The organism is Caballeronia sp. INML1 (genome assembly GCF_023631085.1).
In the GTDB taxonomy this organism is placed as follows: domain Bacteria; phylum Pseudomonadota; class Gammaproteobacteria; order Burkholderiales; family Burkholderiaceae; genus Caballeronia; species Caballeronia turbans.
The window spans coordinates 216,152-243,143 of record NZ_JALQDT010000004.1; the positions used below are offsets into that span (position 1 = coordinate 216,152).

Genomic DNA, 26,992 nt, shown 5'->3' on the forward strand with positions numbered 1-26,992 from the left:
ACGAGTTCGATGATATTTCAGACGAATTGCAGCCTATTCTACGGTCTGATCCAGTCAGGTCATGTGCGCGGGCAAACCGCGTCTTCGAGTCGTCAGTTGAGTGAGCCGCGCGATCACCCGATCACGCGATGTCGATAAGCCGGCAAGCTCTGCCGCACGGCTGCGATGCGTTGCAGATCGATACCGCCCGCGACCACGCCCATGCCCTCGTCCTTGACGGCGACGATCTCGCCCCACGGATCGATCAGCATGCTGTGGCCCCACGTCCTGCGGCCGTTCTCGTGCCTGCCGCCCTGCGCCGCGGCCAGCACGTAGCATTGATTCTCGACGGCGCGCGCCTTGAGCAGCGTTTCCCAGTGCGCATTGCCGGTCGTGTAAGTGAACGCGGAAGGCACGACCATCAGCGCGCAATCGCCGAGCTTGCGGTACAGCTCGGGAAAGCGCAGGTCGTAGCACACCGACAATCCCACGCGCCCGAACGGCGCCTCGAACGTCCGCACTTCGCTGCCAGGACAGATGGTGCGCGATTCGTCGAAGGATTCTTCGCCCTTTTCGAAATTGAACAGATGAATCTTGTCGTAGCGCGCGACCTGCTTGCCCGTCGGATCGAAGACGAGCGTCGTGTTCAGGACGCGGTTCGGTTCGGGCGATTGCAGCGGAAGTGTCCCGCCGATGATCCACACGCGATGCTCGCGCGCCGCATCGGACAGAAATTGCTGGATCGGACCCGCGCCGGGCGTTTCGCGGATCGCGAGCTTGTCGGTGTCCTTGAAGCCCATGTAGCAGAAATATTCGGGCAGGAGCACGAGCTGAGCGCCGCCGCGCGCAGCTTCGGCGACGAGGCGTCCGGCGTCGGCCAGATTGCGGTCGCGCTCGGGCGTGCTGACCATCTGCAGCGCGGCGACCTGAAACGGGGCCGCGCTTTCGCTCGATCTTTCGCTCATGTCTTTTGTGCGCTGATAAAAAAGGGGACGAAAAAACGGCGTCGCCGGGGCGGGTGCGACCGCCCGTTTTCAGCGGGCAGCGGACGGAACCGCGGTGGCGGCGGGTGTTTCGATCTTACCCTGATCGCCAGTGAGCCGCTTAACGACGGGTTTGCTCCATGAGCCGGTGATCGAATAGTCGAGCGCAAATGCTTTTTGAATCGATGCCGACAGCGCGATGTCCGCCGCAAGCACGCCGAGGCCGAGCAAGGGATTGATCACCGCGGCGCCGATCGCAGCCGCGCCCGCGCCGACTGTCGGAATCACCTTCACGTGAAGGTCCTGCGTCTGCTTCGGCATATCGACGAGGCCCTGCATCTGCACGCGCGCGGGCGATGTGACCATGAGAAAGTCGTCCGTGCGGCTGATGCCATCGACGATCTTCGCATTGCCCGTGATCTTCTCGAACGGCAGACCCTTTCCGACGACATCCTCGAAGTGCAGCGTCAGCAGGTTGGCGAGGCTGCGCAGGCTGAAGATGCCGAGCCACTTCGCCGCGCCCGGCGCACGCAGGATCTGGCCGTGACGCAGATCGACGGCGACGTCGCCATCGAGCGTGTTCACATCGACGGCAGTCGGACCGCCGTTCCAGCCCGCATGGCCCGCGACCGTGCCGCTGCCCGAGTTGACGACGCGCGGCGCGCCGAAACGGTCGATCAACTGTCCGCCGTTCTTCACATCGAGCTTGAAAGCGAGCGACGTGCGGCGCGGCGCGCCGTCGCCGGTGTTTGCCTTTACGACGCCGCCCGGCAGCGTGCGCCACGTGGCGTTCGCGGTGAGCGTCGCGTCGGGGTTCGCGAGCTCGAGCTTGTCGAGTGTCCAGATCGGTTCGTCGGCGATGACTTCGTTGTGCGCGTCGACTTCGAGCCGCCCGAGGCTGTGACCGCGATACACGAGCTCGTTCACGATGAGATCGATCGTCGGCACGTTGCGCGGCGGCTTTTTCATGACCTGCCCGGTGGATTCGCTTCCCGTCTTTTCCGGAATCACGACTTTCGCGAAGCGCGCATGCAACGCGCCGGGACTGTCCCGGGTCGCGCCCGGCGTCCACGCAACATCGCCCGACACCCGATCCGACGCGATGTTCGCCTGCCACTTGCGATCGGCACCGCTCGCGTCGATCGCGATGTTCTCCCACCGCCGGTCGAGCAGCTTGAGCGTCGTGATGTGGATGGCAGCGCGCGTCGGGACGAACTGACTGACGCTCTCGCTCATCGGGGGGGCAGGCGCGTTCGCGTCGGCGGCTTGCGGCGTCGCGGCGCCGGCGGCGGCGATATCGGCGAACACCTTGCGCCATGCGTCGGCATCGAGCTCGTTCAGATCCGCGTTCGCGATGACGCCTTCGGCCGGCAAGTCGGCGGCCTTGTTCAAGCCGATCGCGCCGCGCACGACTTTCAGACGCGCGCGCATGTTCATCGGCTCGGCCGCGTTTTGCGGATCGATCCTGACCTGCGCGCGGCCTATCTGCTGCAGTACGTAATGCGCTGCCACCGGCCCGAAGCTGAGCCGCGCGTCGTGGAGGTCCGACGCACCGCCCGGCGCGGGCTGGAACGTGAAAGAGAAGGGCATCGGCGTGCCTTGCGGCTTGCTGAACGGCGCGGGCAGATCGATGCCGAGTCCCGTCAGATCCGAGCGAGCCTGCATGATCGGCAACGCGTTCCTCGCGCCGTGCACGTGCAGCTCGTAAGGCGCGGTGCCGTTGATCCGCTTCATGAATTCCGCGACCTGCGGCGTGATCCGCTTGTTGAGCCGCGTGGCGGCGTCCGCGCCGATGCGCCCGTTCACGTCGATCGCATAGCTGCCGTCGGGCTGCACGCCGCCTTTTGCACGCACGTCGCCGCCGAGCAACTGCGCGGTCAGGCCGTCGAGCGTCACGGTCTTCGCGGCGAAGTCGGCGCGGCCGCGCAGATGCGTGAGCGGCGGCAGATTGCCGTAGGTGACTTCGTTGTCCGCGAAGGTGAGCGAGCCTTTGTACTCGGGCTTGAGCGGCGGTTGCGGCGCGGGCGGACGATAGCGCGGAATGCCGAGCGTGAGCGCGAGTGCGGCGTCGCCTTTGGCGTTGATCTTGCGCGTCGCGTGCTTCGCCATCAGGCCGAGCGAACTGTCGTCGACGTATTGCAGCATGTCGGCGAGCGGGCCGCGTGCCTTGCCGTCGATCCACAACTTCGTCTCACGATTGCCCGTATCGTCGATGCGTCCGATGACCTTCGAAACCTTCACGCCGCGGTAATGCCCCTTGTCGATGTCGAACCCGAGCTTGTTCTGCGCGAGCGTGAATGTGCCGTCGATGCCCTCGAACGCCGGCCAGAAGTTCGGCAGGCCGTTGGCCATCTTGCGCGGCGGAAACGGCGTCGGGTCGAACTTGCCGCCGCTGAACGGCGCCTCGATGCGGAAGATGCCCGCGTCGGGAAACTTCGCGTAAGGGAAGCGCGTGAGATCGCCGTGCACTTCGATCGTCCCGTTCTTCGCGACGCCCGCCTGCAGCGCATGGCCGAGATAGACGCGCACGCGCTCGTTCAGGCTCGTCGGCAGATAGCGCACGAGGCTCGTCACCTTCAGATGCGCGACCTTCGCCTTCAGGTCGAGATTGCCGCGTCCGTGGCCCTGGTTCCAGTAATCGGCGGTGGCTTCGCCTTCGGCGTCGGCGTTTTTGACGCGCAGTCTTTCGAGGTGGATCGTGAAGGCGCGGCGCAGTTCGCCCGGCGCGATCGCGTCGGCCACAGTCCAGCGCGCATTGCCTTGCAGCGAGTCGAAGGTGAGGCGGGGATCGTCGAACGCGCCGGGGATGATGACGGCCACGTTCTTCGTGTCGATCGTGATCCGGCCTTCCTTCTCGTTCGCGTCGACCGTGCCCCACATGTTCTCGACGCCCGGAATGCCCGCGCGTGGATGATTGTTGATCGTGAGTCCGGGTGGCGGCTCCTGCGCCTGGATGCTAAGACCCTGGAGATCGCCCTTCAACGCGTAGTGCAAAAGCGGCGCGTCGCCCTTCTTGCGCTGCTCCTGCGCTTCTTCTTCGGTCTTCGGCGCGGCGCGCTCGGTGAAGATCGTGTAGTTCGACACCTGGCCGCGCGGATTGAAGCGCACGAGTTCGTTGAGCACTTTTGCCGGCACCGGCAGCGCGCGCGTGAATTCCGCAAGGATGCCGATATCGACGGAATCGCCCGTCAGCCGCACCAGTTGTCCCTTGCCCACGCCCGGCGGCCGATATGTGCCCGTCAGCGAGCGCGACACGAGCAGGCGCGTGACCGGCGTGCCGTCCTCGAGCGGCGGCTGGCCAAGCTCCGCATGCAGGTCGCGCAGATTCAACGTGTACTCGGTGTCGTTCCTGTCGATGCTCCAGCCGAAGCGCGCGATCGGCAGATCGAGACGCGGCTGCGTCGCGCGCACGCGCAGCGCGACGTTCGCGCCGGTCAGCTCGCCGGTCGCGTTCTGCAACTGGCCGCCGGCGAAGTTCAGCCAGATCTGGTTGTTGATGCGCCCGCCGTACATCTGGAAAGGCAGCTTCACGTAGCGCGCGAGCATCGGCAGATCGACCGGCCCGGTCGACATGTAGAGACGGCCGGCCCAGTTGGCGGGCGCGCCCATCGCGGAAAAAGGCTGATGACGGAAGTCCGCGCGCAGGTCGAGCGGGCCGTGCAGCACGTCGCCGTCGGCGGGCGCCTTGAGCGCGAGCCGATGCCGCGTGCCGTCGTTGATGATCGCCAGATGCAGGCGCTTGAACGCGATCTCGGGCGCGGCGCGTTGAGCGTCGCGCCAGCGCAGCGTGCCGTCGCGCAGAAGGATGCGGTCCTGGCCGAGCAGCCAGGTCGTGAACGCGTTCGAGCCGGTCCGATGCGTGGGAATCGGCACGCCCGCGACGGTCAGCGCGCCGTCCGCATTGCGCGCGATGATCACGTCGGGGCCGTCGACGGTCAGGTCCGCGAGCTTGGGCCGCAGATGCAGCAGCGAGGCCCACGCGATGCTCGCGCTCGCGTGCGGCACGGCGAGACCCGGCGAGCCATCGGCGGCGTCGATGCTCAGATTGTCGATATCGAGTGTCGGCGAAAGCCCCGACCATCGCGCGGAAATCCTGCCGATATGCAACTGCGCCTGGATCTTCGATGAGACGAGTTCCTCGATGCGCGGCCGGAACGAATCGACCTGCGGCATGACGATATAGCGCAGGCCGACATACACGCCCGCCACCGCGAAATACGCGATGGCCGCGATGACCAGAACGATTTTGAAGACGCGTGAAAGCACGCGCTCGGCGTTGCCGCTGGGCTTGGCTTGTCCAACTTCGGTCGGGTCGACGGATCGTCTGCTGTCGGACATGCTGCTGCTGTCGGGCGATATGGTAGTTTTGCGTGTTTGACGCTGAAATGTAACACGGGCAAAGCGGGGAAGGCCGCTGCCCGTGTACGCGTGGATGCTCGCAAAGTCGCGCCCGGCAAGACTCGCGGCGCAATGCGTGAAGCGTTATGTCTTACCGGAAGCAATGAGCGAACCCAACCATTCATGACCGCCGACACTCTCCTCAGTTCCGACTATTCCAACTATGCGGCGCGCGCGTATGCAGCGCGGCCCGAACTGGCGTCAAATGTCGCGCAGTGGGCGCGCTCGCGCATCACGCGCGCATGGATCGAGGCGCGTCTCGATGCGCACTGCAAGCCGTGCACCGAAAGCGGCGTGCTCGACGAGGCCGCGCTCAAGACCGCGCTGCGTCGACTGCGAACGGATGTGTTTTGCACGGTGATGGAGCGCGATCTCGCGGGCGCGGCGGATGTCGCCGAAGTCACCGGCGCGATGACCGATCTCGCCGAAGTCACCGTCCAGCGCGCGCTCGCGGTGTTGTCCGCGGATCTCGAAGCGCTCTTCGGCGAACCGCGCGGACCGGACGGCGAGCGGCTCACGCTGGGCGTCGTCGGCATGGGCAAGCTCGGCGGGCGCGAGCTGAACGCATCGTCGGACATCGACCTGATCTTCGTTTATGAAGAGGACGGCGAAACCTCGGGCGGCACGCGCTCCGCGCTCGCGACGCAGGAATTCTTCACACGGCTCGGCAAACGCCTGATCGGCGCGCTCGCGGAGATCACGCAGGACGGCTATGTGTTCCGCGTCGACATGCGGCTGCGGCCCAACGGCGATTCCGGCCCGCTCGTGTGCAGCCTCGGAATGCTCGAAGAGTATTTCTACGTGCAGGGCCGCGAGTGGGAGCGCTACGCATGGATCAAGGGGCGGCTCGTTTCGGAGACACAAAGCGAATCCGCCAGGCGCCTCATGAAACAGCTCGAAGCGATCGCGACGCCGTTCATCTACCGGCGCTATCTCGATTACGGCGTGATCGCGGCGATCCGCTCGCTGCATCAGCAGATTCGGCAGGAAGCGCGGCGGCGCGCATCGATGCGCCCCGACAAAGCCGACGACATCAAGCTCGGACGCGGCGGCATCCGGGAGATCGAGTTCAGCGCGCAAGTGTTTCAGTTGATTCGCGGCGGTCAGGCGGCGGATTTCCGCATTCGTCCGACGCTCGCCGTGCTCGAACGCGCCGCCGCGCACGGCTTGCTCGCGCCCGACGTGTGCGCGGCGCTGTCCGACGCGTATTTGTTCCTGCGCACGGTCGAGCATCGGCTGCAATATCGCAACGACGCGCAGACGCACGCGATGCCCGTCGCGGACGACGAGCGCGCGCGGCTCGCGAAGTCGCTCGGCTTCGCGGACTATGCCGCGCTGATGGAAAAGCTCGATGCGCATCGCGAGCTCGTCGAGCAGCAGTTCGACGCGATCTTCGCCGACAAGGTGAGCGGGCAGGGCGGCTGCGGCGTCGCGGAGGATTCGGCGGCGTCGTGGATCTGGAGCAGCGCGCTCGCCGACGACTCCGCGCAGGAAGAACTCGCCGCGCGCCTGGCGGAACTCGGCTTCGCGGACCCCGCGCCAGTGCTATCGCGTCTGACGGGCGTGTGGAATTCGGCGCGCTATGCCGGCTTGCCGTCGCAGAGCCGCGAGCGCTTCGACATCGTTGCGCAGCGGGCGCTCGAAGCCGTGCAGTCGAACGATGCGGGCAAGCGCGGCGACATCATCGTGCGGCTGTTCGATCTGCTCGAAGCGATCGGCAAACGCGGCGCGTATCTCGCGTTGCTGACGGAATATCCGGCGGCGCTCGAGCGCGTGCTGTCGGTGCTGTCGGGCTCGCGCTGGGCAGCGGGCTATCTGATCCGCCATCCCCAATTGCTCGACGAATTACTCGACGACGAAGCGATCGCCAGCCCGTTCGACTGGTCCGAGTTCAAGCGCTCGCTGATCGCGCGGCTCGACGCTGCCGAGGACGTCGAGCATCAGATGGATCTGTTGCGTCACGCGCACCAGGCCGAAGTGTTCCGCATTTTGCTGATCGATCTCGCCGGCCATTTGAGCGTCGAGCATGTGAGCGACCGTCTTTCCGAACTCGCCGATGCCGTGCTCGACGTAACTGTACGAACCGTGTGGAAGCAGTTCCCGAAGCGGCATCGCGAGACGCCGCGTTTCTCGGTCATCGCGTACGGGAAGCTCGGCGGCAAGGAACTGGGCTACGCGTCGGATCTCGATCTCATCTTTCTCTACGACGATGACGACGACGCGGCCTCCGACATCTACGCGATGTTCACGCGCCGCCTCATCACGTGGCTCACGGCGGCGACCGGCGCGGGCACGCTGTTCGACGTCGATTTGCGCCTGCGGCCGAACGGTGAATCCGGCCTGCTCGTGACCGATCTCGCAACGTTTCGCCGCTATCAGATCCGCGAGGGCGACGCGGCGAACACCGCGTGGGTCTGGGAGCATCAGGCGCTTTCGCGCGCACGCTATAGCGCGGGCGATGCCGAAATCGGCGCGGAGTTCGAGAAGATTCGCGCCGACGTGCTCATCATGGAGCGCGATGCCGCCGCTCTGGCGCGCGAGATCGCGACGATGCGTCAGCGCGTCGCCGACGGCCATCCGAATCGCAGCGAACTGTTCGACCTGAAGCACGATCGCGGCGGCATGGTCGATATCGAGTTCATCGTGCAGTACTGGGTGCTGCTGCATGCGCGCGAGCATCGCGCGTTTCTGCGCAACGCGGGCAATATCACGCTGCTCAAGATCGCTGCGCAAAGCGGACTGATCGCCGAAGCGCAAGCGGAAGTCATCGGCGCGGCTTACCGGCATTACCGCAAGCTCCAGCACACGCTGCGGCTCGACGGCATGGAGAAGGCGCGCGTCGATCCGGCCGAGGTTCAGACCGAGCGCGACGCGGTGACAGCGTTGTGGGAGCGGGTGTTCAGCGTGGCGGGCTGAGCCGGCTTCAGGCGGCCAGCATTTCCTTCGCGTGCTTGCGCGTGGTCGCGGTGATCTCCAGCCCGCCCAGCATGCGCGCGACTTCCTCGATGCGCCTGCTCTTGTCGAGCGGGGTCACCGTGCTCACGGTGCCGCCGGCGTCGTCCGGAGACTTCGCGACCTGGAAGTGCTGATCGCCGCGCGCGGCCACCTGCGGCAGGTGCGTCACGCATAGGACCTGACGGTCACGCCCGAGTTGATGTAGCAGACGCCCGACCACCTCCGCGACACCGCCGCCGATGCCCGTGTCCACCTCGTCGAAGATGAGCGTGGGCGTCGGGCTCGCGGTGCTCGCGATCACGGCGAGCGCGAGGCTGATACGCGCCAGTTCGCCGCCTGACGCGACTTTCGCGAGCGGTCTCAACGCGACGCCCGCATGACCGGCAACGCGGAACTCGACCTGCTCCAGCCCGTTGGCGCCGCCTTCGGCGAGGGGCACGAGCGCGACTTCGAAGCTGCCGCCCGCCATCGACAACTCCTGCATGCCGGCGGTGACTGCTTTCGAGAGATGCTTCGCGGCCTTCGCGCGCGCCTTCGACAGCACGTTGGCGTGCGCGAGATATTCGCCTTTCGCTTTGTCCGCTGCGGCGTTGAGCGCGTCGAGATCGGCGGCGGCGTCGAGTTCGGCGAGCTGGCGGCGGCGCGCTTCGTGTTCCTCGGGCAGCGTTTCGGGCTGAAGGCGGAACTTGCGTGCCGTCGAGTGAAGCTGATCCATGCGCCTTTCGACTTGCGCGAGCCGGTCGGGATCGAGTTCGAGCCGCTGCGCGTAATGCGACAGCGAATACGACGCCTCCTGCAACTGGATCTCCGCCGGTTCGAGCGACGCGAGCACGTCATTAAGCGCGGGATCGATATCGGCGAGGCCGCGCACCTTCGAGATGATCGTGCCGAGCTGCGAAATCATGGCCTCGTCGGACTCCGAAAGCGCGCCGAGCGCGCCCTGCACGCCGTCGATGAGACTCGCCGAATGCGACAGCCGATGATGCTCCGCGCTCACTTCTTCCCATTCGCCCGGTTGCGGCGCGAGTTTGTCGAATTCGCTCAGTTGCCACGCGAGGCGTTCGCGCTCCAGTTGCAGCTCGCGGTCGCGGCTTTGCGCGGCCTCGACGGCCTGCTGCGCGTCGCGCATGGCCCGCCACGCGCGACTCACCGCGCCGGCGGTGTCGAGCAACTGCGCGTGCGTGTCGAAGAGTTCGCGCTGCGCGTCGGGACGCATCAGCAACTGATGCGCGTGCTGCCCGTGGATGTCGACGAGCATTTCACCCACTTCGCGAAGCTGCGCGAGCGTCGCGGGCGTGCCGTTAATGAACGCGCGGGAGCGGCCGCCCGAATCGATCACCCGGCGCAGCATGACCGAGTCGCTGTCTTGCGCCAACGCGTGCTCGTCCAGCCAGCGCGTCACCAAAGGATGGGTGCCGAACTCCGCGGTGATATCGGCGCGCGCCTGGCCCGTGCGCACGACACTCGCGTCGCCGCGGGCGCCGAGCGTGAGCGCGAGGGCGTCGATCAGGATCGACTTGCCCGCGCCGGTTTCTCCCGAAAAGACCGTGAAACCTGGATCGAAATCGATATCCAGCGTGGCGACGATGACGAAATCTCGAATGGAAAGATGACGGAGCATGGACGCTTCGGGAAAGGGGAAGACGAGAAGTTAGTTCAGAGCGAAGAGGCGTCCTGCGACGGATGCTCGTTCCAGTGCAGCTTCTTGCGCAGCGTCGCGTAAGTGCTGTAGCCGACCGGATGCAGCACCGGCACCGTGTGCTTCGAGCGCCGCACTTCGATCGCGTCGTTCAATTCGACGGCGGTGAAGGACTGCATGTCGAAATTCACGTTGACGTCCCGTCCGCCGATGATCTGGATGGTCACCTTCGAATCGTCAGGCAGCACGATCGGACGGTTCGACAGCGAATGCGGCGCGATCGGCACGAGCACAAAGCCTTGCAACTGAGGATGAAGAATCGGCCCAGCCGACGACAGCGCGTAAGCGGTCGAGCCCGTCGGCGTCGCGACGATCAGGCCGTCCGAGCGCTGGTTGTACATGAAGTGGCCGTCCACCGACACGCGCAGCTCCGCCATGCCGGAAAAGCCGCTGCGATTCACCACGACGTCGTTGAACGCGAGTGCGTGATAGATCGGCTTGTCGTCGCGCACGATGCGCGCTTCGAGCAGGCTGCGCTCCTCGCGCTCGAACTGGCCGGCGAGCAGTTGCGGGACGATTTCCTGCATCGCCTTGAGCGGAATGTCCGTGATGAAGCCGAGCCGCCCGTGATTCACGCCGATGAGCGGCGTCTTGTAGGGTGCGAGCTGTCGGCCGATGCCGAGCATGGTGCCGTCGCCGCCGAGCACGATTGCGACGTCCGCGCGCGCACCCATCTCCGCGATGGACAGCGCGGGAAACTCCGTCACACCGACGTCTTTCGCGGTGCCCGCCTCGAACACGACCTCGAAGCCTTGCTGCGCAAGAAGACCGGCGAGCGATCTCAGCGGCGCCTCGATGCCTGGCGTGTTGGTGCGCCCCACGAGGGCGACGGTCTTGAATTGGCCAATTTCCATGCCGGCATTACACCATAGTCAGAGATCGAAAAGAACCGTGGGCGAGGTTGGACGGTCGTGCTGCGACGGGACCGCGCGACGTTGCGCGGCACGCCCGTCGATTCTCGCTAGAATGGAGCGGACGTTGAACGCAGCGCACGCGGCGCGGCTCGCCGCCCCCCGACTCGTTGAGCTAAAATTTCCCCATGCTAGACCCACGTGCACAAACCCTCCTCAAGACGTTGATCGAGCGCTATATCGCCGAAGGTCAGCCGGTCGGTTCGCGCACGCTATCACGCCATTCCGGTCTCGAACTGAGTCCCGCGACGATCCGCAACGTGATGTCGGATCTCGAGGAGCTCGGCCTCGTCGCGAGCCCGCATACGTCGGCGGGACGTATTCCCACGCCGCGCGGCTACCGGCTCTTCGTCGATACGATGCTGACTGTAGAAGCGCCGCAAGACGAAGCCATGACCACTGCGGTCAAGACCCGGCTGCAGGGCGAGGAGCCGCAGAAAATCGTCGCCGCGGCGGCGAGCGTGCTGTCCAATCTGTCGTCGTTCGCGGGCGTCGTGCTCACGCCGCGCCGCAGCCACATGTTCAAGCAGATCGAGTTCATGCGGCTGTCCGACAAGCGTATTCTGCTCATCATCGTGACGCCCGAGGGCGATGTCCAGAACCGCATGATGGCGACGCAGCGCGACTACTCGCCGTCGCAGCTCGTCGAAGCCTCCAATTACATCAACGCGCATTTCGCGGGCCTGTCCTTCGACGAAGTGCGCCGGCGCCTGCGCGAGGAAATCGATCAGTTGCGCGGCGACATGACCGCGCTCATGCAGGCGGCCGTGGTCGCGAGCACCGCCGAGACGGATCCCACGGACACCGTACTCATTTCCGGCGAGCGCAACCTGCTCGAAGTGGCGGACCTTTCGTCCGACATGGCGCGGCTGCGCAAGCTTTTCGATTTGTTCGACCAAAAGACGAGCCTCCTGCAATTGCTGGATGTTTCGAGCCACGCGCAAGGCGTGCAGATTTTCATCGGCGGCGAGTCGAATCTCGTGCCGATCGAGGAAATGAGCGTCGTGACGGCGCCGTACGAGGTCAACGGGAAGATCGTCGGCACGCTCGGCGTGATCGGCCCGACACGCATGGCCTACAACCGCGTGATTCCGATCGTGGACATCACCGCGCGCCTGCTCTCGATGTCGCTCAGCCACCAGTAACGCCATCTTGGCGCGGCACGCAAGGCTGCGCCACTAGGCCATTCGGCCAATGATGCGCTCGTGGACCCGCCGCTATAATGGTCTTCACCTTTTCGACGTCCCTTCCGGCCCGCTTGCCCTATGCGTTTCGACCTCGAGTTGCCCTCGCAGCCCAGCGCTTCCCATCGCGTCGCGGTGCTGCTGATCAATCTCGGCACCCCGGACGCGCCCACGCCGCGGGCGGTGCGCAAGTATCTGGCGCAATTCCTTTCCGATCCGCGCGTCGTCGAAATACCTTCGATCGTGTGGCAGGTCATTCTGCGCGGGCTGATCCTGCCGTTTCGCGGACGCGCGTCGGCGAAGAAATACGCTCAAGTATGGATGCCCGAAGGCTCGCCGCTGCGCGTGCATACGGAAAAGCAGGTCGAGGGCCTGCGGCGGCTGTTCGCGGCGAACGACTATCACGTGATCGTCGACTATGCGATGCGCTACGGTTCGCCCGGCATCGGCGCAATGCTGAATCAGCTGAAGCTCGAAGGCGCCGATCGCATCCTTCTCTTGCCGATGTATCCGCAATACTCATCGTCCACGACAGCCACCGCGTTCGACGATGCCTTTACCGCGCTCAAGCGCGTGCGCAATCAGCCGGAAATCCGCACGATCCGCCACTACGCGGATCATCCGGCATACATCGCCGCGCTTGCGGAGCAGGTGCGCGACTACTGGCGGCATCACGGCCAGCCGGATTTCGCCGCGGGCGACAAGCTCGTCCTGAGCTTCCACGGCGTGCCGAAGCGCACGATGGATCTCGGCGATCCGTATCACGACCAATGCCAGTTGACCGGCTCGCTGCTCGCGTCCGCACTTGGGCTCACGCCGGTGGAGTGTCGCGTGACGTTCCAGTCGCGCTTCGGCCGCGCGGAGTGGCTTCAGCCGTACACTGCGCCGACGGTCATGGAGCTCGGCGCAGGCGGCGTCGCGCGCGTGGACGTGTTCTGTCCCGGCTTCACGGCGGATTGCCTCGAAACGATCGAGGAAATCGGCATCGAGGTGCGTGACGAATTCCTGAAGGCTGGCGGCAGGCATTTCCACCGGATTCCCTGTCTGAACTCGGCTTCCGCGTGGATCAAGGCGCTCGGCGAGATTGCCGCGCAGCATCTGCAGGGATGGCCCGTACAGTCCGTGCAGCCGCTCACCGCGGTGGCCTGAACAAGGCTTTTCAAGCATTCACCGATGAATCACAAAATTTCGACGGAACCTGGCGCGCGTTTGCGCATCGATAAGTGGCTTTGGGCAGCGCGTTTCTACAAAACGCGTTCGCTTGCGAGCGATGCGGTGGAGAAGGGCCGCGTGAAGGTCGGCGGGGCGAATGTAAAGCCGTCGAAGGATGTGCGCGTCGGCGATATCGTCGAGATCGACATCGAGGGGCTCGTCTGGCAGGTCGAAGTACTCGGGTTGTGCGACGTGCGCGGCCCGGCCACGGTCGCGCGAATGCTCTACGCCGAGACCGAGGACGGCCGGGCGAAGCGCATGGCCGAGGCCGAGCGTCGCAAGACGTTCCGCGAACCCGCCGCCGGCATGCAGGGCAGGCCAACCAAACGAGACCGGCGGATCATCGACAAATTTTCTCGTTCGGATTGAAGTAGCTTTCGATGGTCGCGTGAACGCCGCCGTACTCGGTGTTACGGTCGGTCACGACGCCGGACATGCAGATGGTGGTCGTTCCCGCGACGAGTACCAGGGCGACCACCGCAATAGCAAAGGTCAGTTTCATGGTACCCCCGGAGAACGGGTTGCCCGGTCAGAAAGCGGCCGGTTCAGGAAACGGGCAAGGGCTGAAAGCGGGTTGAAGCAATACGTAGGATTAGGGTAAACGTGCGTCTGCAGTGCTTCGTTGAAGTGTAGGCCAGTCAGGGCTTTCCCTCAATCTCTAAATTGCGCGGTGCGGCGAAGCGTGGGTTACAGGCCATTTCGTGCCATCGAGGGCCGGAAACTAGTCGCAAAAATTCGCCTTTAAAGCTTGAAAATGCGTTCGACGCCCCAATTTCCGGCGCTAGTGCGAAAGACGCGATCTCAACTCTGTTCGCCGCTTTCGCAGCCGATTCTACTCAACAGCAATTCATATTGAGCGACATGGAAAACACGCAAGAAAATTCAGCGAGCCAGAACCCCACGCCCGCCGACGATAACGCGCGCCAGGCCGCAGACACGACCAGCACGGCTCAGGCCGCGCCGGCAGACGCGGCCGCCGCGCCGCAAACGGCGCCGAACGAGGCCGAGGCGGCGTTGGCCGAGGCGCAGGCGACCATCGCGGCGCTGAAGGAAGATTTCCTGCGCGCCAAGGCCGAGACGGAAAACGTGCGCCGCCGCAGCCAGGAAGATGTCGCGAAGGCGCATAAATTTGCCATCGAAAATTTCGCGGAAAACTTGTTGCCCGTGCTTGACAGTCTCGAAGCGGCGCTTTCGGATCAATCCTCGGACCTCGCCAAGGTTCGCGAAGGTGTCGAACTGACGCTGCGTCAGCTGACGGGCGCCTTGGAGAAAGGCCGCGTCATCGCGTTGAATCCTGTCGGCGAGAAATTCGATCCGCATCGTCATCAGGCCATTTCGATGGTTCCGGCCGAGCAGGATCCGAACACCGTCGTGACGGTGCTTCAGAAGGGCTATGTGATCGCCGATCGCGTGCTGCGTCCGGCGCTCGTGACCGTCGCCGCGCCGAAATAACGCATCCGGAGCGATCATGGCCAGCGTGCTCGTCGATTCGGCCGCTTTTGCGGTGGTCCTCGACATGCAGGCGCTCGATGAAGCCGGTTTCTCGACGCCGGTCTTGCATCGGCGGGCGACGAGCTGGCCGTGGTGTTCTTCTGGGGCCGCGACTGCTTCAATTGCGAGATCGCCGAAAAAGCGATGCTCGCGAAGCCCGATGCGATCCGCGCGCTCGGCCTGAAATGGTTCCATAGCAACGTGTACGCGCATCGCGAACTCAGCCGGCGGTTCATGCTGCACGGCGTGCCGACCTGGTTCTTGTTTCATCGGGGCAAACGGCTCGGCCGGGTGACCGGCTGGCATGGACTCGCTCAGTTCGAAACGGCAGTCAAGGCGGCCCGTGAGAAGATCGGCGCCGCGCAAAAAAAGTTATAGACCGCATCGCGTTCAGGGTCTTGAAATCGAAACTGACGCTCTTATCTTGCGTACAGGTATGAATTTTGGGCGTTCGGCCCGGTAAATCGGCAAAAGCCGGCGTCAGGCACGACACACCGCCGCCGCAACGCCACTGCGATCAAAGCTAGGAGAGTATAAAAAATGGGCAAAATCATCGGCATCGACCTCGGCACCACGAACTCGTGCGTGGCGCTGATGGAAGGGAACCAGGTCAAGGTCATCGAGAACTCGGAAGGCGCGCGCACCACGCCGTCGATCATCGCTTACATGGATGACAACGAGATTCTCGTCGGCGCGCCTGCCAAGCGCCAGTCGGTCACCAATCCGAAGAACACGCTGTATGCGGTCAAGCGCCTGATCGGCCGCCGCTTCGACGAGAAGGAAGTGCAGAAGGACATCAACCTGATGCCCTACAAGATCGTCAAGCACGACAACGGCGACGCATGGGTCGAAGCGCACGGGAAAAACCTCGCGCCGTCGCAGGTTTCCGCCGAAGTCCTGCGCAAGATGAAGAAGACCGCTGAGGATTACCTCGGCGAGCCGGTCACGGAAGCTGTCATCACGGTGCCGGCGTACTTCAACGACAGCCAGCGTCAGGCAACGAAGGATGCGGGCCGCATCGCCGGTCTGGAAGTGAAGCGCATCATCAACGAGCCGACGGCAGCCGCGCTCGCGTTCGGTCTCGACAAGGCTGAAAAGGGTGACCGCAAGATCGCGGTGTTCGACCTCGGCGGCGGCACGTTCGATATCTCGATCATCGAAATTGCGGACGTGGACGGCGAAATGCAGTTCGAAGTGCTGTCGACGAACGGCGACACGTTCCTCGGCGGTGAAGACTTCGACCAGCGCATCATCGATTACATCATCGGCGAGTTCAAGAAAGAGCAGGGCGTCGATCTGTCGAAGGACGTGCTCGCGCTGCAGCGCCTGAAAGAAGCCGCTGAAAAGGCGAAGATCGAACTGTCGTCGACGGCGCAGACCGACATCAACCTGCCTTACATCACGGCCGACGCGTCGGGTCCGAAGCACTTGAACCTCAAGTTCACCCGCGCGAAGCTCGAAGCGCTCGTCGAAGAGCTGATCGAGCGCACGATCGAACCGTGCCGCATCGCGATCAAGGATGCGGGCGTGAAGGTTGGCGACATCGACGACGTGATTCTCGTCGGCGGCATGACGCGCATGCCGAAGGTGCAGGAAAAGGTCAAGGAGTTCTTCGGCAAGGACCCGCGCCGTGACGTGAACCCGGACGAAGCCGTGGCCGTGGGCGCCGCGATCCAGGGTCAGGTTCTGTCGGGCGACCGCAAGGACGTTCTGCTGCTCGACGTGACGCCTCTGTCGCTTGGCATCGAGACGCTCGGCGGCGTGATGACGAAGATGATCAACAAGAATACGACGATCCCGACGAAGCACTCACAAGTGTATTCGACGGCCGACGACAACCAGGGCGCCGTGACCATCAAGGTGTTCCAGGGCGAGCGCGAAATGGCCGTGGGCAACAAGCTGCTCGGCGAGTTCAACCTCGAGGGCATTCCGCCCGCACCGCGCGGCGTGCCGCAGATCGAAGTGACCTTCGACATCGACGCGAACGGCATTCTGCACGTGGGCGCGAAGGACAAGGCGACGGGCAAGGAAAACAAGATCACCATCAAGGCGAACTCGGGTCTGACGGACGCGGAAATCGACAAGATGGTGAAGGACGCCGAAGCCAACGCCGAGGAAGATCACAAGCTGCGCGAGCTGGCCGATGCCCGCAACCAGGGTGACGCGCTGGTCCACAGCACGAAGAAGGCCGTTGCCGAGTATGGCGACAAGGTCGACGCTTCGGAAAAGGAAAAGATCGAAGCGGCGCTGAAGGACCTCGAAGACGCGCTGAAGAGCAGTTCGAGCGACAAGGCCACGATCGAAGCGAAGGTCGAGGCGCTGGCGCAAGCGTCGCAGAAGCTCGGCGAAAAGATGTACGCCGACATGCAGGCGCAGCAGGGCGCGGCGAGCGCGGCGGCGGGTGCCGCGGGCGCGGGCGCTTCGGCGGATGCGGGCGCGAGCCAGCATCACGACGATGTCGTCGATGCCGACTTCAAGGAAGTGAAGAAGGACTAAGCCGTGAGGGCGCGCGAGTGGCAACGCTCACGCGCTTTTCGGTGGCATCACCGGGACGCGTGACGCGTCTTACGTGTAACGCGCCTGGCGAGCCTCACGGCTCTCCGGGCACGTTGTTTTTTCAGAGGCGTCTTGATTTAGGCGAGGCGCGCGAAGTTTTACGCGCGAGTCGAAGCAACGGACTCGCAGCATCTGACAGGAACCGTCGCGGGTAAGCGCGGCGGCATCGAACCGACATGGCGAAACGGGATTACTACGACGTTCTGGGCGTCGCGAAAAACGCGAGCGACGACGAGATCAAGAAGGCGTATCGCAAGCTCGCGATGAAGTATCACCCTGACCGCAATCCGGACAACAAGAAGGCGGAAGAGAATTTCAAGGAGGCGAAGGAAGCCTACGAAATGCTCTCCGACCAGCAGAAGCGGGCCGCGTACGATCAGTACGGCCACGCGGGCGTCGATCCGAACATGGCGGGTGCGGGCGCACAGGGATTCGGCGGTTTCGCCGATGCCTTTGGCGATATCTTCGGCGACATCTTCGGACAGGCGGCCGGCGGTGCTGCTCGCGGCGGCCGAGGCGGCCCGCAGGTGTATCGCGGCGCGGACTTGCGCTACAGCATGGAGATCACGCTGGAGCAGGCGGCGCACGGCTACGACACGCAGATCCGCGTACCGAGCTGGGTGAACTGCAACGTATGTCACGGCTCGGGCGCGAAACCGGGCACCAAGCCGGAAACCTGCCCGACCTGTCATGGCCAGGGCCAGGTGCGCATGTCGCAGGGATTCTTCAGCATCCAGCAGACATGCCCGAAGTGCCACGGCAGCGGCAGCTACATTCCCGATCCGTGCGCCAATTGCCACGGCGCGGGCAAGGTGAAGGAAACGAAGACGCTGGAAGTGAAGATTCCGGCGGGCATCGACGACGGCATGCGCATCCGCTCAGCGGGCAACGGCGAGCCGGGTATCAACGGCGGACCGGCCGGCGACTTGTACGTGGAAATCCACATCAAGCAGCACACGGTGTTCGAACGCGACGGCGACGACCTCCATTGCCAGATGCCGATTCCGTTCACGACGGCGGCATTGGGCGGCGAGATCGAAGTGCCCACGCTGGCGGGTCGCGCGAGCTTCACGGTGCCGGAAGGCACGCAGTCCGGCAAGACGTTCCGTCTGCGCGGCAAGGGTATCAAGGGCTTGCGTTCGAGCATCGCCGGCGATCTCTACGTGCATGTGCAGGTGGAAACGCCGGTCAAGCTCACGGAACAGCAGCGTGATCTGCTGAAGCAGTTCGAAAAGTCGCTGGAGCAGGGCGGCGCGCGGCATAGTCCGCAAAGCAAAAGCTGGTTCGACCGTGTGAAGAGCTTCTTCGATTGATGCGGTTGAACGCGTTAAACGTCGTGCGAGCATGACGATGAAAACCGAAGAGCGCAGCGCGGTGTTCGCGCTGCTCGACGATTGCGATGCGACCGCCGAAAGGCGGTCGAGTCGTTTGTACACGGACTTCGCGCACGAACGCGCGTGCGCGGATGCGCGTGAGCTCGACGCGGTCTGCGGCGACATCGAACGCGACTTGCAATGCGGTCTCCATGCGGTCGTCGTCGCGGATTACGAGTTCGGACGCAATCTCCAGTTCGGCAGCACCGGACGCGGCGACGATCATGCGCTGCGCGTGCTCATGTTCCGCGAGTGCGCGCGTCTTTCGCGCGATGAGGTCGACGCCTGGCTCGCCTCGGAAGGCGATGACCTGACGGCAGGCATCGCGGGCATCGAATCGAGCGTCACGCGCGATGAGTTCGATGCGTCGATCGCCGCTGTGCAGGATGCGTTGCGCGCGGGCGAGTCATATCAGATCAACTACACCTTCCGTCTGCACTTCGACGTGTTCGGCACGCCGCTCGCGCTGTACCGGCGTTTGCGCAAGCGGCAGGCCGTGCATTACGGCGCGCTGATTGCGTTGCCCGATGGCAGGTCGGTGGTGTCGTGCTCCCCGGAATTATTCGTCGAGAAGCAGGGCGATCTGCTGCGCGCCCGGCCGATGAAAGGCACCGCGCCGCGCGACACCGATCCCGAAGCGCTGCGCCGTGATCCGAAGAATCGCGCCGAGAACGTGATGATCGTCGATCTGCTGCGCAACGACATGTCGCGCGTGGCGGTCACGGGTTCGGTGCATGTGCCCGTGCTGTTCGCGGTCGAGCCTTATGCGTCGGTGTGGCAGATGACCTCGACGATCGAAGCGCGCGTGATTCCCGGCACGTCGTTCGCCGGCATCGTGCGCGCGCTTTTTCCATGCGGTTCGATCACCGGCGCGCCGAAGTATGGGACGATGCAACTGATCGACGAAATCGAGAGCTCGCCGCGCGGCCTCTATACGGGCGCAATCGGCTGGCTGGATGCGAGCGGCGATGTTTGTCTGTCGGTGGCGATTCGCACACTCGTCGTCGATGCCGCGGGAAAACGCGGCGTGCTCGGCATCGGCGCGGGCATCGTGCTCGATAGCGTCGCGGCAGACGAATACGAGGAGTGTCTGTTGAAAGCACGCTTCCTGACCGGCGCGGACCCTGGCTTCGAACTCTTCGAGACGACCTATGCGACGCGCGACGAAGGCATTCGCTACTACGCGCGCCACGCCGCGCGACTGAAGGCAAGCGCCGCCTATCTCGGCTTTGCTTTCGACGAGCGCGCGCTCGCGGCTCAAGTCGAGAAGCAGTGCGCGCAATTCGACGCCGGCACGCCGTATCGTATGCGTATCGCGCTGGACAAGCGCGGACGCATCACGATCACGAGCGCGCCGCTGGCGCCGTTGCCATCGGATACGGTGGAAGTGTTGCTCGCGTCCGATCGCGGCTTCGCACCACAATCGTCCGGCGATCCGCTGCTGCGTCACAAGACGACACGCCGCGCTGACTACGATCGCGCATGGAAAGCCGCCGAAGCCGAAGGCGCGTTCGACATGCTCTTCGTCAACGAACGCGGCGAGCTGACCGAAGGCGGCCGTTCGAGCGTCTTCGTGCAGCTCGACGGAAAGTGGTGGACGCCGCCCGTCGACGCCGGCGTGTTGCCAGGCGTGATGCGCGCGGTGCTCATCGAAGAACTCGGTGCCGCCGAACGCACGCTGACGATGGATGACTTGCAGAAAGCCGAAGCCCTGCTCATCAGCAACGCATTACGCGGTGGCCTGAAGGCAAGGCTTCGGCGCTAAGCATCACCACTCCGCGACGCTGCCGTCCGCATGACGCCAAACCGGATTGCGCCAGCGATGCCCGACCTTCGCCATCTCTCGCACCTTCTCCTCGTCCACCTCGATGCCGAGCCCCGGTCCCTGCGGGATCGAAACCATCCCGTCGTCATACTTGAAGACTTCCGGATTCTTGATGTAATCGAGCAGGTCGTTGCCCTTGTTGTAGTGAATGCCGAGGCTCTGCTCCTGAATGAACGCGTTGTAGCTCACCGCGTCGATCTGCAGGCAGGTCGCGAGCGCGATCGGCCCGAGCGGGCAATGCAGCGCGAGCGCGACGTCGTAGGCTTCAGCCATCGTCGCGATCTTGCGGCATTCGGTCAGGCCGCCCGCATGTGACGCATCCGGCTGAATGATGTCGACGTAACCGCCCGCCAGAATGTGCTTGAAGTCCCAGCGCGAGTAGAGTCGCTCGCCGAGCGCGATCGGCGTGCTCGTCTGGCTGACGATATCGCGCAGCGCCTCGACGTTCTCCGACAGCACCGGCTCTTCGATGAACATCAGCTTGAACGGATCGAGTTCCTTCGCGAGCACCTTCGCCATCGGCTTGTGCACGCGTCCGTGAAAGTCGACGCCGATCCCCACATTCGGACCGACGGCCTCGCGCACCGCGTGCACGTTGTCGATCACGCCTTGCACCTTGTCGAAGGTATCGATGATCTGCAACTCTTCCGAGCCGTTCATCTTCACGGCCTTGAAGCCGCGTTCGACCACCGCGCGCGCGTTATTCGCGACATCGCTCGGACGGTCGCCGCCGATCCACGAATACACCTTGATCTTGTCGCGCACCTGGCCGCCGAGCAGCGCGTGCACCGGCACGCCGTGATGCTTGCCGAGAATGTCCCACAACGCCTGATCGACGCCCGCGATCGCGCTCATGCCGATAGGACCGCCGCGATAAAACCCGGAGCGGTACATCACCTGCCACAGGTCTTCGATATGACGCGGGTCCTTGCCGACCAGATAGTCGGCGAGTTCGTCCACTGCGGCGGCCACCGTATGTGCGCGGCCTTCGACAACCGGCTCGCCCCAGCCGGTGATGCCTTCGTCCGTTTCGATCTTGAGGAAGCACCAGCGCGGCGGAACGATAAAAGTTTCGAGCTTCGTGATTTTCATTGAGCGTCTCCTGAAGGGTCATCCATGTTAGCAAAAAGCCGCGATCAAGGCATATTAATAGTATTATTGTATTTAAGTCGGGTTCTACGAAACATCAGTCGAATAGCCCATAATCGTGCCCACACTAAAGGAGACGATCATTCACCGGGATCTACATGGCCGCGTCGCGCATGAACTGGGCATGGCCATTCTGCGCGGGGACTTCGCGCCCGGTTCGCCTCTGCCGCGCGAAGCGGAATTGATGGAGCGCTTCGGCGTGAGCCGCACGGTGCTCCGCGAGGCGTTACGCACGCTCACATCGAAAGGGCTGATCGAGTCGCGCCCGAAGGTCGGCACGCGCGTGCGCGCGAAGGATGCCTGGAATCTGCTCGACGTCGATATGCTCGACTGGTACTCGCGCGTCGCGCCGCCGCTGCAATTCGCGCTCAAGCTCCAGGAAATGCGCGAGATGATCGAGCCGTACGCCGCCGCGCTTGCCGCCGGCAACCACGAGGACCGCACGCGCGAGCGCCTCACGCGCGCGCATCAGGCGATGGCCGGCGCACAGAATGTCGAAGAATGGGTGCGCGCGGACCTCGATTTCCATCTGTGCGTGCTCGCCGCCTGCAGCAACGAATTGCTGATACCGCTCGGCGCGCTCATCGAGCGCACGCTGGAAGGCCAGTTGCGCCTGAACGCCAAACGCGCCGATGTCTACAACGCGTCGCTCGCGGAGCATACGGCCGTGTTCGAGGCGATCATCGCGCGCGATTCGACCGGTGCGCGCCGCGCGATGGCCGATCTGCTCGGCATGACGCGCAGCAGGATTGAAGGCTAAAAAGCGTTCAGCGGAATCTTCAGATACGTCGTGCCGTTGCCGGCCGCTTCAGGAAAGTGGCCGGCGCGGATGTTCACCTGGATCGCCGGCAGAATGAGCGTCGGCATGCCGAGGGTCGCGTCGCGTGCCTCGCGCATCGCGACGAATTCGTCCTCGGTCTTGCCGCCCCCGACGTGAATGTTCTGCTCACGCTGCTCGCGCACCGTGGATTGCCAGCGCGGGGCGCGCGTGTCGGGCGGATAGTCGTGGCACACGAAGAGCCGCGTGTCCGGATCGAGCGCGAGCAGGCGCTGGATCGATCGATACAGCCGGCGCGCGCTGCCGCCGGGAAAATCGCAGCGCGCGGTCCCGACGTCCGGCATGAAGAGCGTGTCGCCGACGAACACCGCATCGCCGATCCGATACGCCATGTCGGCGGGCGTGTGGCCCGGCACGAAGAGCGCGGTGGCTTCGAGCTCGCCGATCATGAAGCGCTCGCCGTCCGCAAAGAGATGATCGAATTGCGAGCCGTCGAGCCGAAACTCCGGCTCGAGATCGAAGATCTTCTTGAACACGCCCTGCACGGCGCGTATCGATTCGCCGATGCCGATCTTCCCGCCGAGCATGCGCTTCAGATACGGCGCCGCCGAAAGATGGTCGGCATGCGCGTGTGTCTCCAGAATCCATTCGACGGCAAGCCGCTCTTCGCGCACGAACTCGATGACCGCATCGGCTGATTGCGTCGACGTGCGCGCGGCTTTGGGGTCGTAGTCGAGCACGGGATCGATGATCGCGGCCGCCGAACCGGCCTTTGCGTAGACGACATACGTCATCGTGCCGGTGTTGATATCGAAGAAAGGCTGAATGATGGGTTGCACGCTGATTCCCCCGGCTGCCGTGCGGCGCGTCGACTCGCGTCGTGCTCTCGTCGCCCTGATCGATCGGGCGTGTTTGTCAGGATCGCGATACAGTGTAACCCTTTGCGCCGGACCCGAACGCGCCGGCGGTCATCTCCACGGAAGCTCCATCAAGAGGTTCGAATGCCGCACGTCCCGACTTCGCTCGCGTCGTCGTGGGGCGCGTGGGCCGTCTTCGTCAGCGTCCTCGCGACGCAGCTCGGCGTGCCCGTCCCCGCCGCGCCGATGCTGATTCTCGCCGGCACGCTCGTCGCCGCCGGCAACGCGCCGTTCTGGCAGATGCTCGCGGCGGCAGTGCTCGCCGTGCTCATCGCCGATTCGCTCTGGTTCGCCGCCGGCCGACTCTACGGCCGGCGCTTTCTCAATTCGCTCGTGCGCTTCTCGCTGTCGATCGATACGACGTTGCGCACCGCGCGCCGCTGGTTCGAGCGCTTCGGCGTGCCGCTGCTCGCGCTGTCGAAGTTTGTGCCCGGGCTCGGGCTCGTGTCGGCGCCGCTGCTCGGCACCACGCAGATCGAAGTGCGCGTCTTTCTGCTGTGGGATCTGATCGGCGCGACGGCGTGGGCGAGTTTCTGGATGCTCGGCGGCGCGGCGCTGCAGGAACAGATCGGACGGCTCGTCATCCTGGTGCGCGCCAACGGCACGACGGTGATCGACATTCTCGTGATGGTCGCGCTCGGCTTCATGCTGTATCGATGGATCCGCCGCGAGCAATTTCGCCAGTGGCTCGCGAAGTATCACATCACGCCGGATCAACTCGACGCGATGATGCGTTCCGACACGCCGCCCGTGATCTACGACGCGCGCCCGGCGGAGATCCGCCGCCGCGAGCCGTATCGCATCGCGGGCGCGATCGCGCTGGATCTCGATTCGCCCGATCGCGTCGATCAGTTGTATTCGGAGCACGAGGTGGTCGTGTATTGCGTGTGCCCGAACGAGGCGACCGCGAAGACCATCGCACGGCAGTTGCGCGCGAAGGGGTTCAGGCACGTGCGGCCGCTGAAGGGCGGGCTGGATGCGTGGGAGAAGCACGGCTATCCGGTCGAACCGATGCCGGCGGAGCACCTTCACGCCGCCGCCGACCAAGACGACATCGATCACGACATGGTCACGATTCGCGCGACCGCGCCCGAATGATCTACGTCCGGCGCGCCGGCCGGTTCACCAGCGCGATGCCCGCGAGGACCATCGCCGCGGCGACCATGAAACGCGCGGTGAAATGCTCGCCGAGCAGAAGCACGCCGAAGGTGACGCCGAAGATCGGCGTGAGAAACGAGAACACCGAAAGCCGCGACGCCATATAGCGCGTGAGCAGCCAGAACCAGGTCAGATAGCTGATGAACGCGACGACGATCGCCTGATACGCGAGACTCGCGATCGCGAGCGTCGAGACGGCTTCGACGTGCGTCTGCCCGATGCCTGCCGCGAGCGCGAGCAGCAGCACCGCCGACACCGCCAGTTGATAGAACAGCGTCTTGCTCGCGCTTGCCCGCGCCAGCGACGACGCACGCACGACCACGGTCGTCGCGGCCCAGAAGATGCCGGCCATGATGCCGAGCGCATCGCCCGCGATACCCTGCAACGTCGATGCGCTATTCGGATTGCCGTGCAGAAAACCGTCGGCGAACGCGAGTGCGATGCCGCAGAACGCGAGCACGATGCCGCACCACTGCGTGCGAGAGAGCCGCTCGCCGGCCACGAATGCGTGCAGGCCGAGCGCCGTGAAGCAGGGCGCGGTGTAGAGAAACACGGCCATGCGCGTTGCGGTGGTGAGACTCAGGCCGAAGAATATGCAGACGAACTCGCCGCCGAAGAGCAGGCCCGCGAGCAAGCCGGCGGGCAACGTGTCGTCGCGCTGGAAGAGCGGCACGCCGCGCGTGCGCGTCCAGATCCATACAAGCAGTGTTGCGATGAGCGAGCGGATGCCGGCTTGCAGCATTGGCGGAATCGACGCGTTCGCTTCCTTGATCGCGACTTGCTGGAATCCCCATGCGCCGCACAGCGCGATCATCACGACGATGGCGGTGGTGTCGGGGGCGCGGCGCAGGGCGAGGGACGGCGTGTTCATTGGCTGGCTCTTGAACGTGGCCGCAGAGGCCATGCACTGATTTGGAGCGTCGATTGTGCCAGCGAACGGGCCCTGATGAGCGAAAGGTCGCGATGAGCCCGTGGAGATTGCGCGCCGCGACGAATGCGCGGCGCGAGTTCATGCGTGAATCAGGAATGCTTTTCGATCAGTTCGACCTTGTAGCCGTCCGGATCTTCGACGAACGCAATCACGGTCGTGCCGCCCTTCACGGGACCGGCTTCGCGGGTGACCTTGCCGCCCGCCTGGCGAATGCGCTCGCATGCGTCGGCGGCGTCGTCGACTTCGAGCGCGATATGGCCATATGCCGTGCCGAGGTCGTACTTGTCGGTGCCCCAGTTGTAGGTGAGTTCGAGCACGCTGTTCTCGCTTTCCGGGCCGTAGCCGACGAAAGCGAGCGTGTACTTGTACTCCGTGTTTTCGCTTTGACGCAGCACTTTCATGCCGAGAATGCGCGTATAGAAATCGATGGAACGCTGCAGGTCGCCGACGCGCAGCATCGTATGGAGGAGTCGCATGGTGGGGTTCCTGTTGTGTGTGGTTTGCGGGGGACAGGAAAGAAATTGTACCGTCGGCGCCGGACGCCCGCTGACGATGCGTCAGAGCGCCGGAAGCAGATCCGGCGGATGATGCTTCAATGTATGCCGCGCCTCGCGGAACTCCGGGAAGATCGATTCGACCGTCTGCCAGAAGCGCGGGCTGTGGTTCATCTCGCGCAGATGCGCGAGCTCGTGCGCGACGACGTAATCGATGATCGACATCGGGAAATGAATGAGCCGCCAGTTCAGGCGGATCTTGCCGTCGCTGGAACAACTGCCCCAGCGCGTCGCCGCCGATGACAACGCGTACGCGCGATACTCGACGCCGAGCTTCGCCGCATACACCGCGAGCCGCTCGCCGAAGATGCGCTTTGCTTCCGATTGCAGCCAGCCTTGCACGCGATCCTTGATCTGCTGCGCGTCGGCGAAGGCGGGCATGGCGAGCGAGAGCACGTTGGTGGCGTCGTCGAAGGACAGCGCGCTCGCCGCCGATCCGAGCGACACGCTGATCGTCTTGCCGAGATACGGAAACTGAGCGCCGTCCTTCCAGTCGATGCGCGGCAGTGCGCGCTGCTCGACGCGCGTCTGCCATTCGGTGAGCTTCTTGACGATCCAGTTCTGCTTGTCGAGGATCGCGCTTTCGATGTCCGCGATCGTCACCCAGCGCGGCGCGGTGATCGCGAGCCCGGTGCCGTCGATGCAAAAGCCGATCGTGCGCCGCGACGAACGCCTCAGCCGATACTCGAGCGCGCCCGCCTTGAGCGCGATGCGGCGCAGGCGCACGCCATCGGGCAGCGGCGCCGCCGGAGTTGCTGGTGTCAGGACGGGGAGGGGATCGGCGGCAGGGACGTCGCCACGCAGCGGAGCGGGTGCGCTCGCGGGCGGCGCGCCGGAGTATGCCGGCGCATGCTCGAACGGCAGATCGAGCTGCAGGGTATCGAGCGCGACGGCGGGACGCTGTCGCGATGGGGCTTTCTGCATCGGCTCGGCTTTGCG

Annotated in this window: 20 protein-coding genes and 1 pseudogene; 11 read left to right on the forward strand and 10 right to left on the reverse strand. The window is 64.5% G+C overall.

Features of this window, described 5'->3' with window-relative positions; all coding sequences use genetic code 11:
• Nucleotides 1–113: 113 nt before the first annotated feature.
• Both NCR38_RS02045 and NCR38_RS02050 read right to left on the reverse strand, forming a co-directional pair.
• Complete coding sequence (locus NCR38_RS02045; protein ID WP_250476311.1) at nucleotides 114–944, reverse strand: carbon-nitrogen hydrolase family protein; 831 nt, start codon at nucleotides 942–944, stop codon at nucleotides 114–116.
• 69 nt (nucleotides 945–1,013) lie between these two features.
• Nucleotides 1,014–5,300, reverse strand: a complete 4,287-nt coding sequence (locus NCR38_RS02050; protein ID WP_250476312.1) for a YhdP family protein — start codon at nucleotides 5,298–5,300, stop codon at nucleotides 1,014–1,016.
• Nucleotides 5,301–5,483: 183 nt separating this feature from the next.
• On the opposite strand from NCR38_RS02050, the gene glnE reads away from it, so the two are divergent.
• The gene (gene glnE, locus NCR38_RS02055; RefSeq protein ID WP_250476313.1) at nucleotides 5,484–8,276 is read left to right on the forward strand and encodes a bifunctional [glutamate--ammonia ligase]-adenylyl-L-tyrosine phosphorylase/[glutamate--ammonia-ligase] adenylyltransferase; all 2,793 of its coding nucleotides are present in this window, start codon (nucleotides 5,484–5,486) and stop codon (nucleotides 8,274–8,276) included.
• Nucleotides 8,277–8,283: 7 nt separating this feature from the next.
• Here glnE and recN read toward each other — a convergent pair whose 3' ends face one another.
• Together recN and NCR38_RS02065 are read right to left on the reverse strand one after the other, a co-directional pair.
• Complete coding sequence (gene recN / locus NCR38_RS02060) at nucleotides 8,284–9,936, reverse strand: DNA repair protein RecN (protein ID WP_250476314.1); 1,653 nt, start codon at nucleotides 9,934–9,936, stop codon at nucleotides 8,284–8,286.
• A gap of 35 nt (nucleotides 9,937–9,971) precedes the next feature.
• On the reverse strand, nucleotides 9,972–10,868 hold the full coding sequence (locus NCR38_RS02065) for an NAD kinase (RefSeq protein ID WP_061117772.1): 897 nt from the start codon (nucleotides 10,866–10,868) through the stop codon (nucleotides 9,972–9,974).
• Between the two features lie 185 nt (nucleotides 10,869–11,053).
• On the opposite strand from NCR38_RS02065, the gene hrcA reads away from it, so the two are divergent.
• The 3 genes from hrcA (at nucleotide 11,054) to NCR38_RS02080 (ending at nucleotide 13,690) form a co-directional block, all read left to right on the forward strand.
• Nucleotides 11,054–12,070 carry a heat-inducible transcriptional repressor HrcA gene (gene hrcA / locus NCR38_RS02070; RefSeq protein ID WP_061117771.1) on the forward strand — a complete coding sequence of 339 codons (1,017 nt, stop codon included), beginning with the start codon at nucleotides 11,054–11,056 and terminating at the stop codon, nucleotides 12,068–12,070.
• Nucleotides 12,071–12,190: 120 nt separating this feature from the next.
• On the forward strand, nucleotides 12,191–13,258 hold the full coding sequence (gene hemH, locus NCR38_RS02075; RefSeq protein ID WP_250476315.1) for a ferrochelatase: 1,068 nt from the start codon (nucleotides 12,191–12,193) through the stop codon (nucleotides 13,256–13,258).
• Nucleotides 13,259–13,282: 24 nt separating this feature from the next.
• Nucleotides 13,283–13,690 carry an RNA-binding S4 domain-containing protein gene (locus tag NCR38_RS02080; RefSeq protein ID WP_061117769.1) on the forward strand — a complete coding sequence of 136 codons (408 nt, stop codon included), beginning with the start codon at nucleotides 13,283–13,285 and terminating at the stop codon, nucleotides 13,688–13,690.
• Here the strand turns inward: NCR38_RS02080 and NCR38_RS02085 are convergent.
• Complete coding sequence (locus NCR38_RS02085) at nucleotides 13,662–13,823, reverse strand: hypothetical protein (RefSeq protein WP_181291003.1); 162 nt, start codon at nucleotides 13,821–13,823, stop codon at nucleotides 13,662–13,664. The genes NCR38_RS02080 and NCR38_RS02085 overlap by 29 nt on opposite strands.
• 359 nt (nucleotides 13,824–14,182) lie before the next feature.
• Between NCR38_RS02085 and grpE the strand changes: the two genes are divergently transcribed.
• From grpE to pabB, 5 genes and pseudogenes are all read left to right on the forward strand, one after another.
• Nucleotides 14,183–14,773, forward strand: a complete 591-nt coding sequence (gene grpE, locus NCR38_RS02090; protein WP_061117768.1) for a nucleotide exchange factor GrpE — start codon at nucleotides 14,183–14,185, stop codon at nucleotides 14,771–14,773.
• A 16-nt stretch (nucleotides 14,774–14,789) separates the two neighbouring features.
• Nucleotides 14,790–15,190, forward strand: a pseudogene (locus tag NCR38_RS02095) (thioredoxin family protein).
• A gap of 162 nt (nucleotides 15,191–15,352) precedes the next feature.
• Nucleotides 15,353–17,308 carry a molecular chaperone DnaK gene (gene dnaK / locus NCR38_RS02100; RefSeq protein WP_061117766.1) on the forward strand — a complete coding sequence of 652 codons (1,956 nt, stop codon included), beginning with the start codon at nucleotides 15,353–15,355 and terminating at the stop codon, nucleotides 17,306–17,308.
• Nucleotides 17,309–17,544: 236 nt separating this feature from the next.
• Nucleotides 17,545–18,681, forward strand: a complete 1,137-nt coding sequence (dnaJ, locus tag NCR38_RS02105; RefSeq protein ID WP_061117765.1) for a molecular chaperone DnaJ — start codon at nucleotides 17,545–17,547, stop codon at nucleotides 18,679–18,681.
• A 37-nt stretch (nucleotides 18,682–18,718) separates the two neighbouring features.
• The gene (gene pabB / locus NCR38_RS02110) at nucleotides 18,719–20,506 is read left to right on the forward strand and encodes an aminodeoxychorismate synthase component I (protein WP_250476352.1); all 1,788 of its coding nucleotides are present in this window, start codon (nucleotides 18,719–18,721) and stop codon (nucleotides 20,504–20,506) included.
• 3 nt (nucleotides 20,507–20,509) lie between these two features.
• Here the strand turns inward: pabB and dgoD are convergent, their stop codons facing one another.
• Nucleotides 20,510–21,658, reverse strand: a complete 1,149-nt coding sequence (dgoD, locus tag NCR38_RS02115; RefSeq protein WP_250476316.1) for a galactonate dehydratase — start codon at nucleotides 21,656–21,658, stop codon at nucleotides 20,510–20,512.
• Between the two features lie 181 nt (nucleotides 21,659–21,839).
• Here dgoD and NCR38_RS02120 point away from each other — a divergent pair, with 181 nt between their 5' ends.
• A complete protein-coding gene (locus NCR38_RS02120) occupies nucleotides 21,840–22,475 on the forward strand; it encodes a FadR/GntR family transcriptional regulator (RefSeq protein WP_409219251.1) in 636 nt (211 codons plus the stop codon).
• Here NCR38_RS02120 and NCR38_RS02125 read toward each other — a convergent pair.
• Entirely contained in the window at nucleotides 22,472–23,332 is an 861-nt protein-coding gene (locus tag NCR38_RS02125) for an MBL fold metallo-hydrolase (RefSeq protein WP_250476318.1), read from the reverse strand. The two genes, NCR38_RS02120 and NCR38_RS02125, sit on opposite strands and share 4 nt — an antisense overlap.
• 162 nt (nucleotides 23,333–23,494) lie before the next feature.
• Between NCR38_RS02125 and NCR38_RS02130 the strand changes: the two genes are divergently transcribed.
• On the forward strand, nucleotides 23,495–24,508 hold the full coding sequence (locus NCR38_RS02130) for a DedA family protein/thiosulfate sulfurtransferase GlpE (RefSeq protein ID WP_061117761.1): 1,014 nt from the start codon (nucleotides 23,495–23,497) through the stop codon (nucleotides 24,506–24,508).
• Between the two features lies 1 nt (nucleotide 24,509).
• Here the strand turns inward: NCR38_RS02130 and NCR38_RS02135 are convergent, their stop codons facing one another.
• The 3 genes from NCR38_RS02135 to NCR38_RS02145 all read right to left on the reverse strand — a co-directional run bounded on the left by NCR38_RS02135 (nucleotide 24,510) and on the right by NCR38_RS02145 (nucleotide 26,977).
• The gene (locus NCR38_RS02135) at nucleotides 24,510–25,439 is read right to left on the reverse strand and encodes a DMT family transporter (protein WP_061117760.1); all 930 of its coding nucleotides are present in this window, start codon (nucleotides 25,437–25,439) and stop codon (nucleotides 24,510–24,512) included.
• Nucleotides 25,440–25,588: 149 nt separating this feature from the next.
• Entirely contained in the window at nucleotides 25,589–25,975 is a 387-nt protein-coding gene (gene gloA / locus NCR38_RS02140) for a lactoylglutathione lyase (protein WP_061117759.1), read from the reverse strand.
• Nucleotides 25,976–26,056: 81 nt separating this feature from the next.
• On the reverse strand, nucleotides 26,057–26,977 hold the full coding sequence (locus NCR38_RS02145) for a M48 family metallopeptidase (RefSeq protein WP_061117882.1): 921 nt from the start codon (nucleotides 26,975–26,977) through the stop codon (nucleotides 26,057–26,059).
• Nucleotides 26,978–26,992: the final 15 nt, after the last annotated feature.

Bases quoted from the DNA above. Each gene is read 5' to 3' on its own strand.
- NCR38_RS02045 (WP_250476311.1), bottom strand. From the start codon at position 944: ATGAGCGAAAGATCGAGCGAAAGCGCGGCCCCGTTTCAGGTCGCCGCG.
- NCR38_RS02050 (WP_250476312.1), bottom strand. From the start codon at position 5,300: ATGTCCGACAGCAGACGATCCGTCGACCCGACCGAAGTTGGACAAGCC.
- glnE (WP_250476313.1), top strand. From the start codon at position 5,484: ATGACCGCCGACACTCTCCTCAGTTCCGACTATTCCAACTATGCGGCG.
- recN (WP_250476314.1), bottom strand. From the start codon at position 9,936: ATGCTCCGTCATCTTTCCATTCGAGATTTCGTCATCGTCGCCACGCTG.
- NCR38_RS02065 (WP_061117772.1), bottom strand. From the start codon at position 10,868: ATGGAAATTGGCCAATTCAAGACCGTCGCCCTCGTGGGGCGCACCAAC.
- hrcA (WP_061117771.1), top strand. From the start codon at position 11,054: ATGCTAGACCCACGTGCACAAACCCTCCTCAAGACGTTGATCGAGCGC.
- hemH (WP_250476315.1), top strand. From the start codon at position 12,191: ATGCGTTTCGACCTCGAGTTGCCCTCGCAGCCCAGCGCTTCCCATCGC.
- NCR38_RS02080 (WP_061117769.1), top strand. From the start codon at position 13,283: ATGAATCACAAAATTTCGACGGAACCTGGCGCGCGTTTGCGCATCGAT.
- NCR38_RS02085 (WP_181291003.1), bottom strand. From the start codon at position 13,823: ATGAAACTGACCTTTGCTATTGCGGTGGTCGCCCTGGTACTCGTCGCG.
- grpE (WP_061117768.1), top strand. From the start codon at position 14,183: ATGGAAAACACGCAAGAAAATTCAGCGAGCCAGAACCCCACGCCCGCC.
- dnaK (WP_061117766.1), top strand. From the start codon at position 15,353: ATGGGCAAAATCATCGGCATCGACCTCGGCACCACGAACTCGTGCGTG.
- dnaJ (WP_061117765.1), top strand. From the start codon at position 17,545: ATGGCGAAACGGGATTACTACGACGTTCTGGGCGTCGCGAAAAACGCG.
- pabB (WP_250476352.1), top strand. From the start codon at position 18,719: ATGAAAACCGAAGAGCGCAGCGCGGTGTTCGCGCTGCTCGACGATTGC.
- dgoD (WP_250476316.1), bottom strand. From the start codon at position 21,658: ATGAAAATCACGAAGCTCGAAACTTTTATCGTTCCGCCGCGCTGGTGC.
- NCR38_RS02120 (WP_409219251.1), top strand. From the start codon at position 21,840: ATGGCCATTCTGCGCGGGGACTTCGCGCCCGGTTCGCCTCTGCCGCGC.
- NCR38_RS02130 (WP_061117761.1), top strand. From the start codon at position 23,495: ATGCCGCACGTCCCGACTTCGCTCGCGTCGTCGTGGGGCGCGTGGGCC.
- NCR38_RS02135 (WP_061117760.1), bottom strand. From the start codon at position 25,439: ATGAACACGCCGTCCCTCGCCCTGCGCCGCGCCCCCGACACCACCGCC.
- gloA (WP_061117759.1), bottom strand. From the start codon at position 25,975: ATGCGACTCCTCCATACGATGCTGCGCGTCGGCGACCTGCAGCGTTCC.
- NCR38_RS02145 (WP_061117882.1), bottom strand. From the start codon at position 26,977: ATGCAGAAAGCCCCATCGCGACAGCGTCCCGCCGTCGCGCTCGATACC.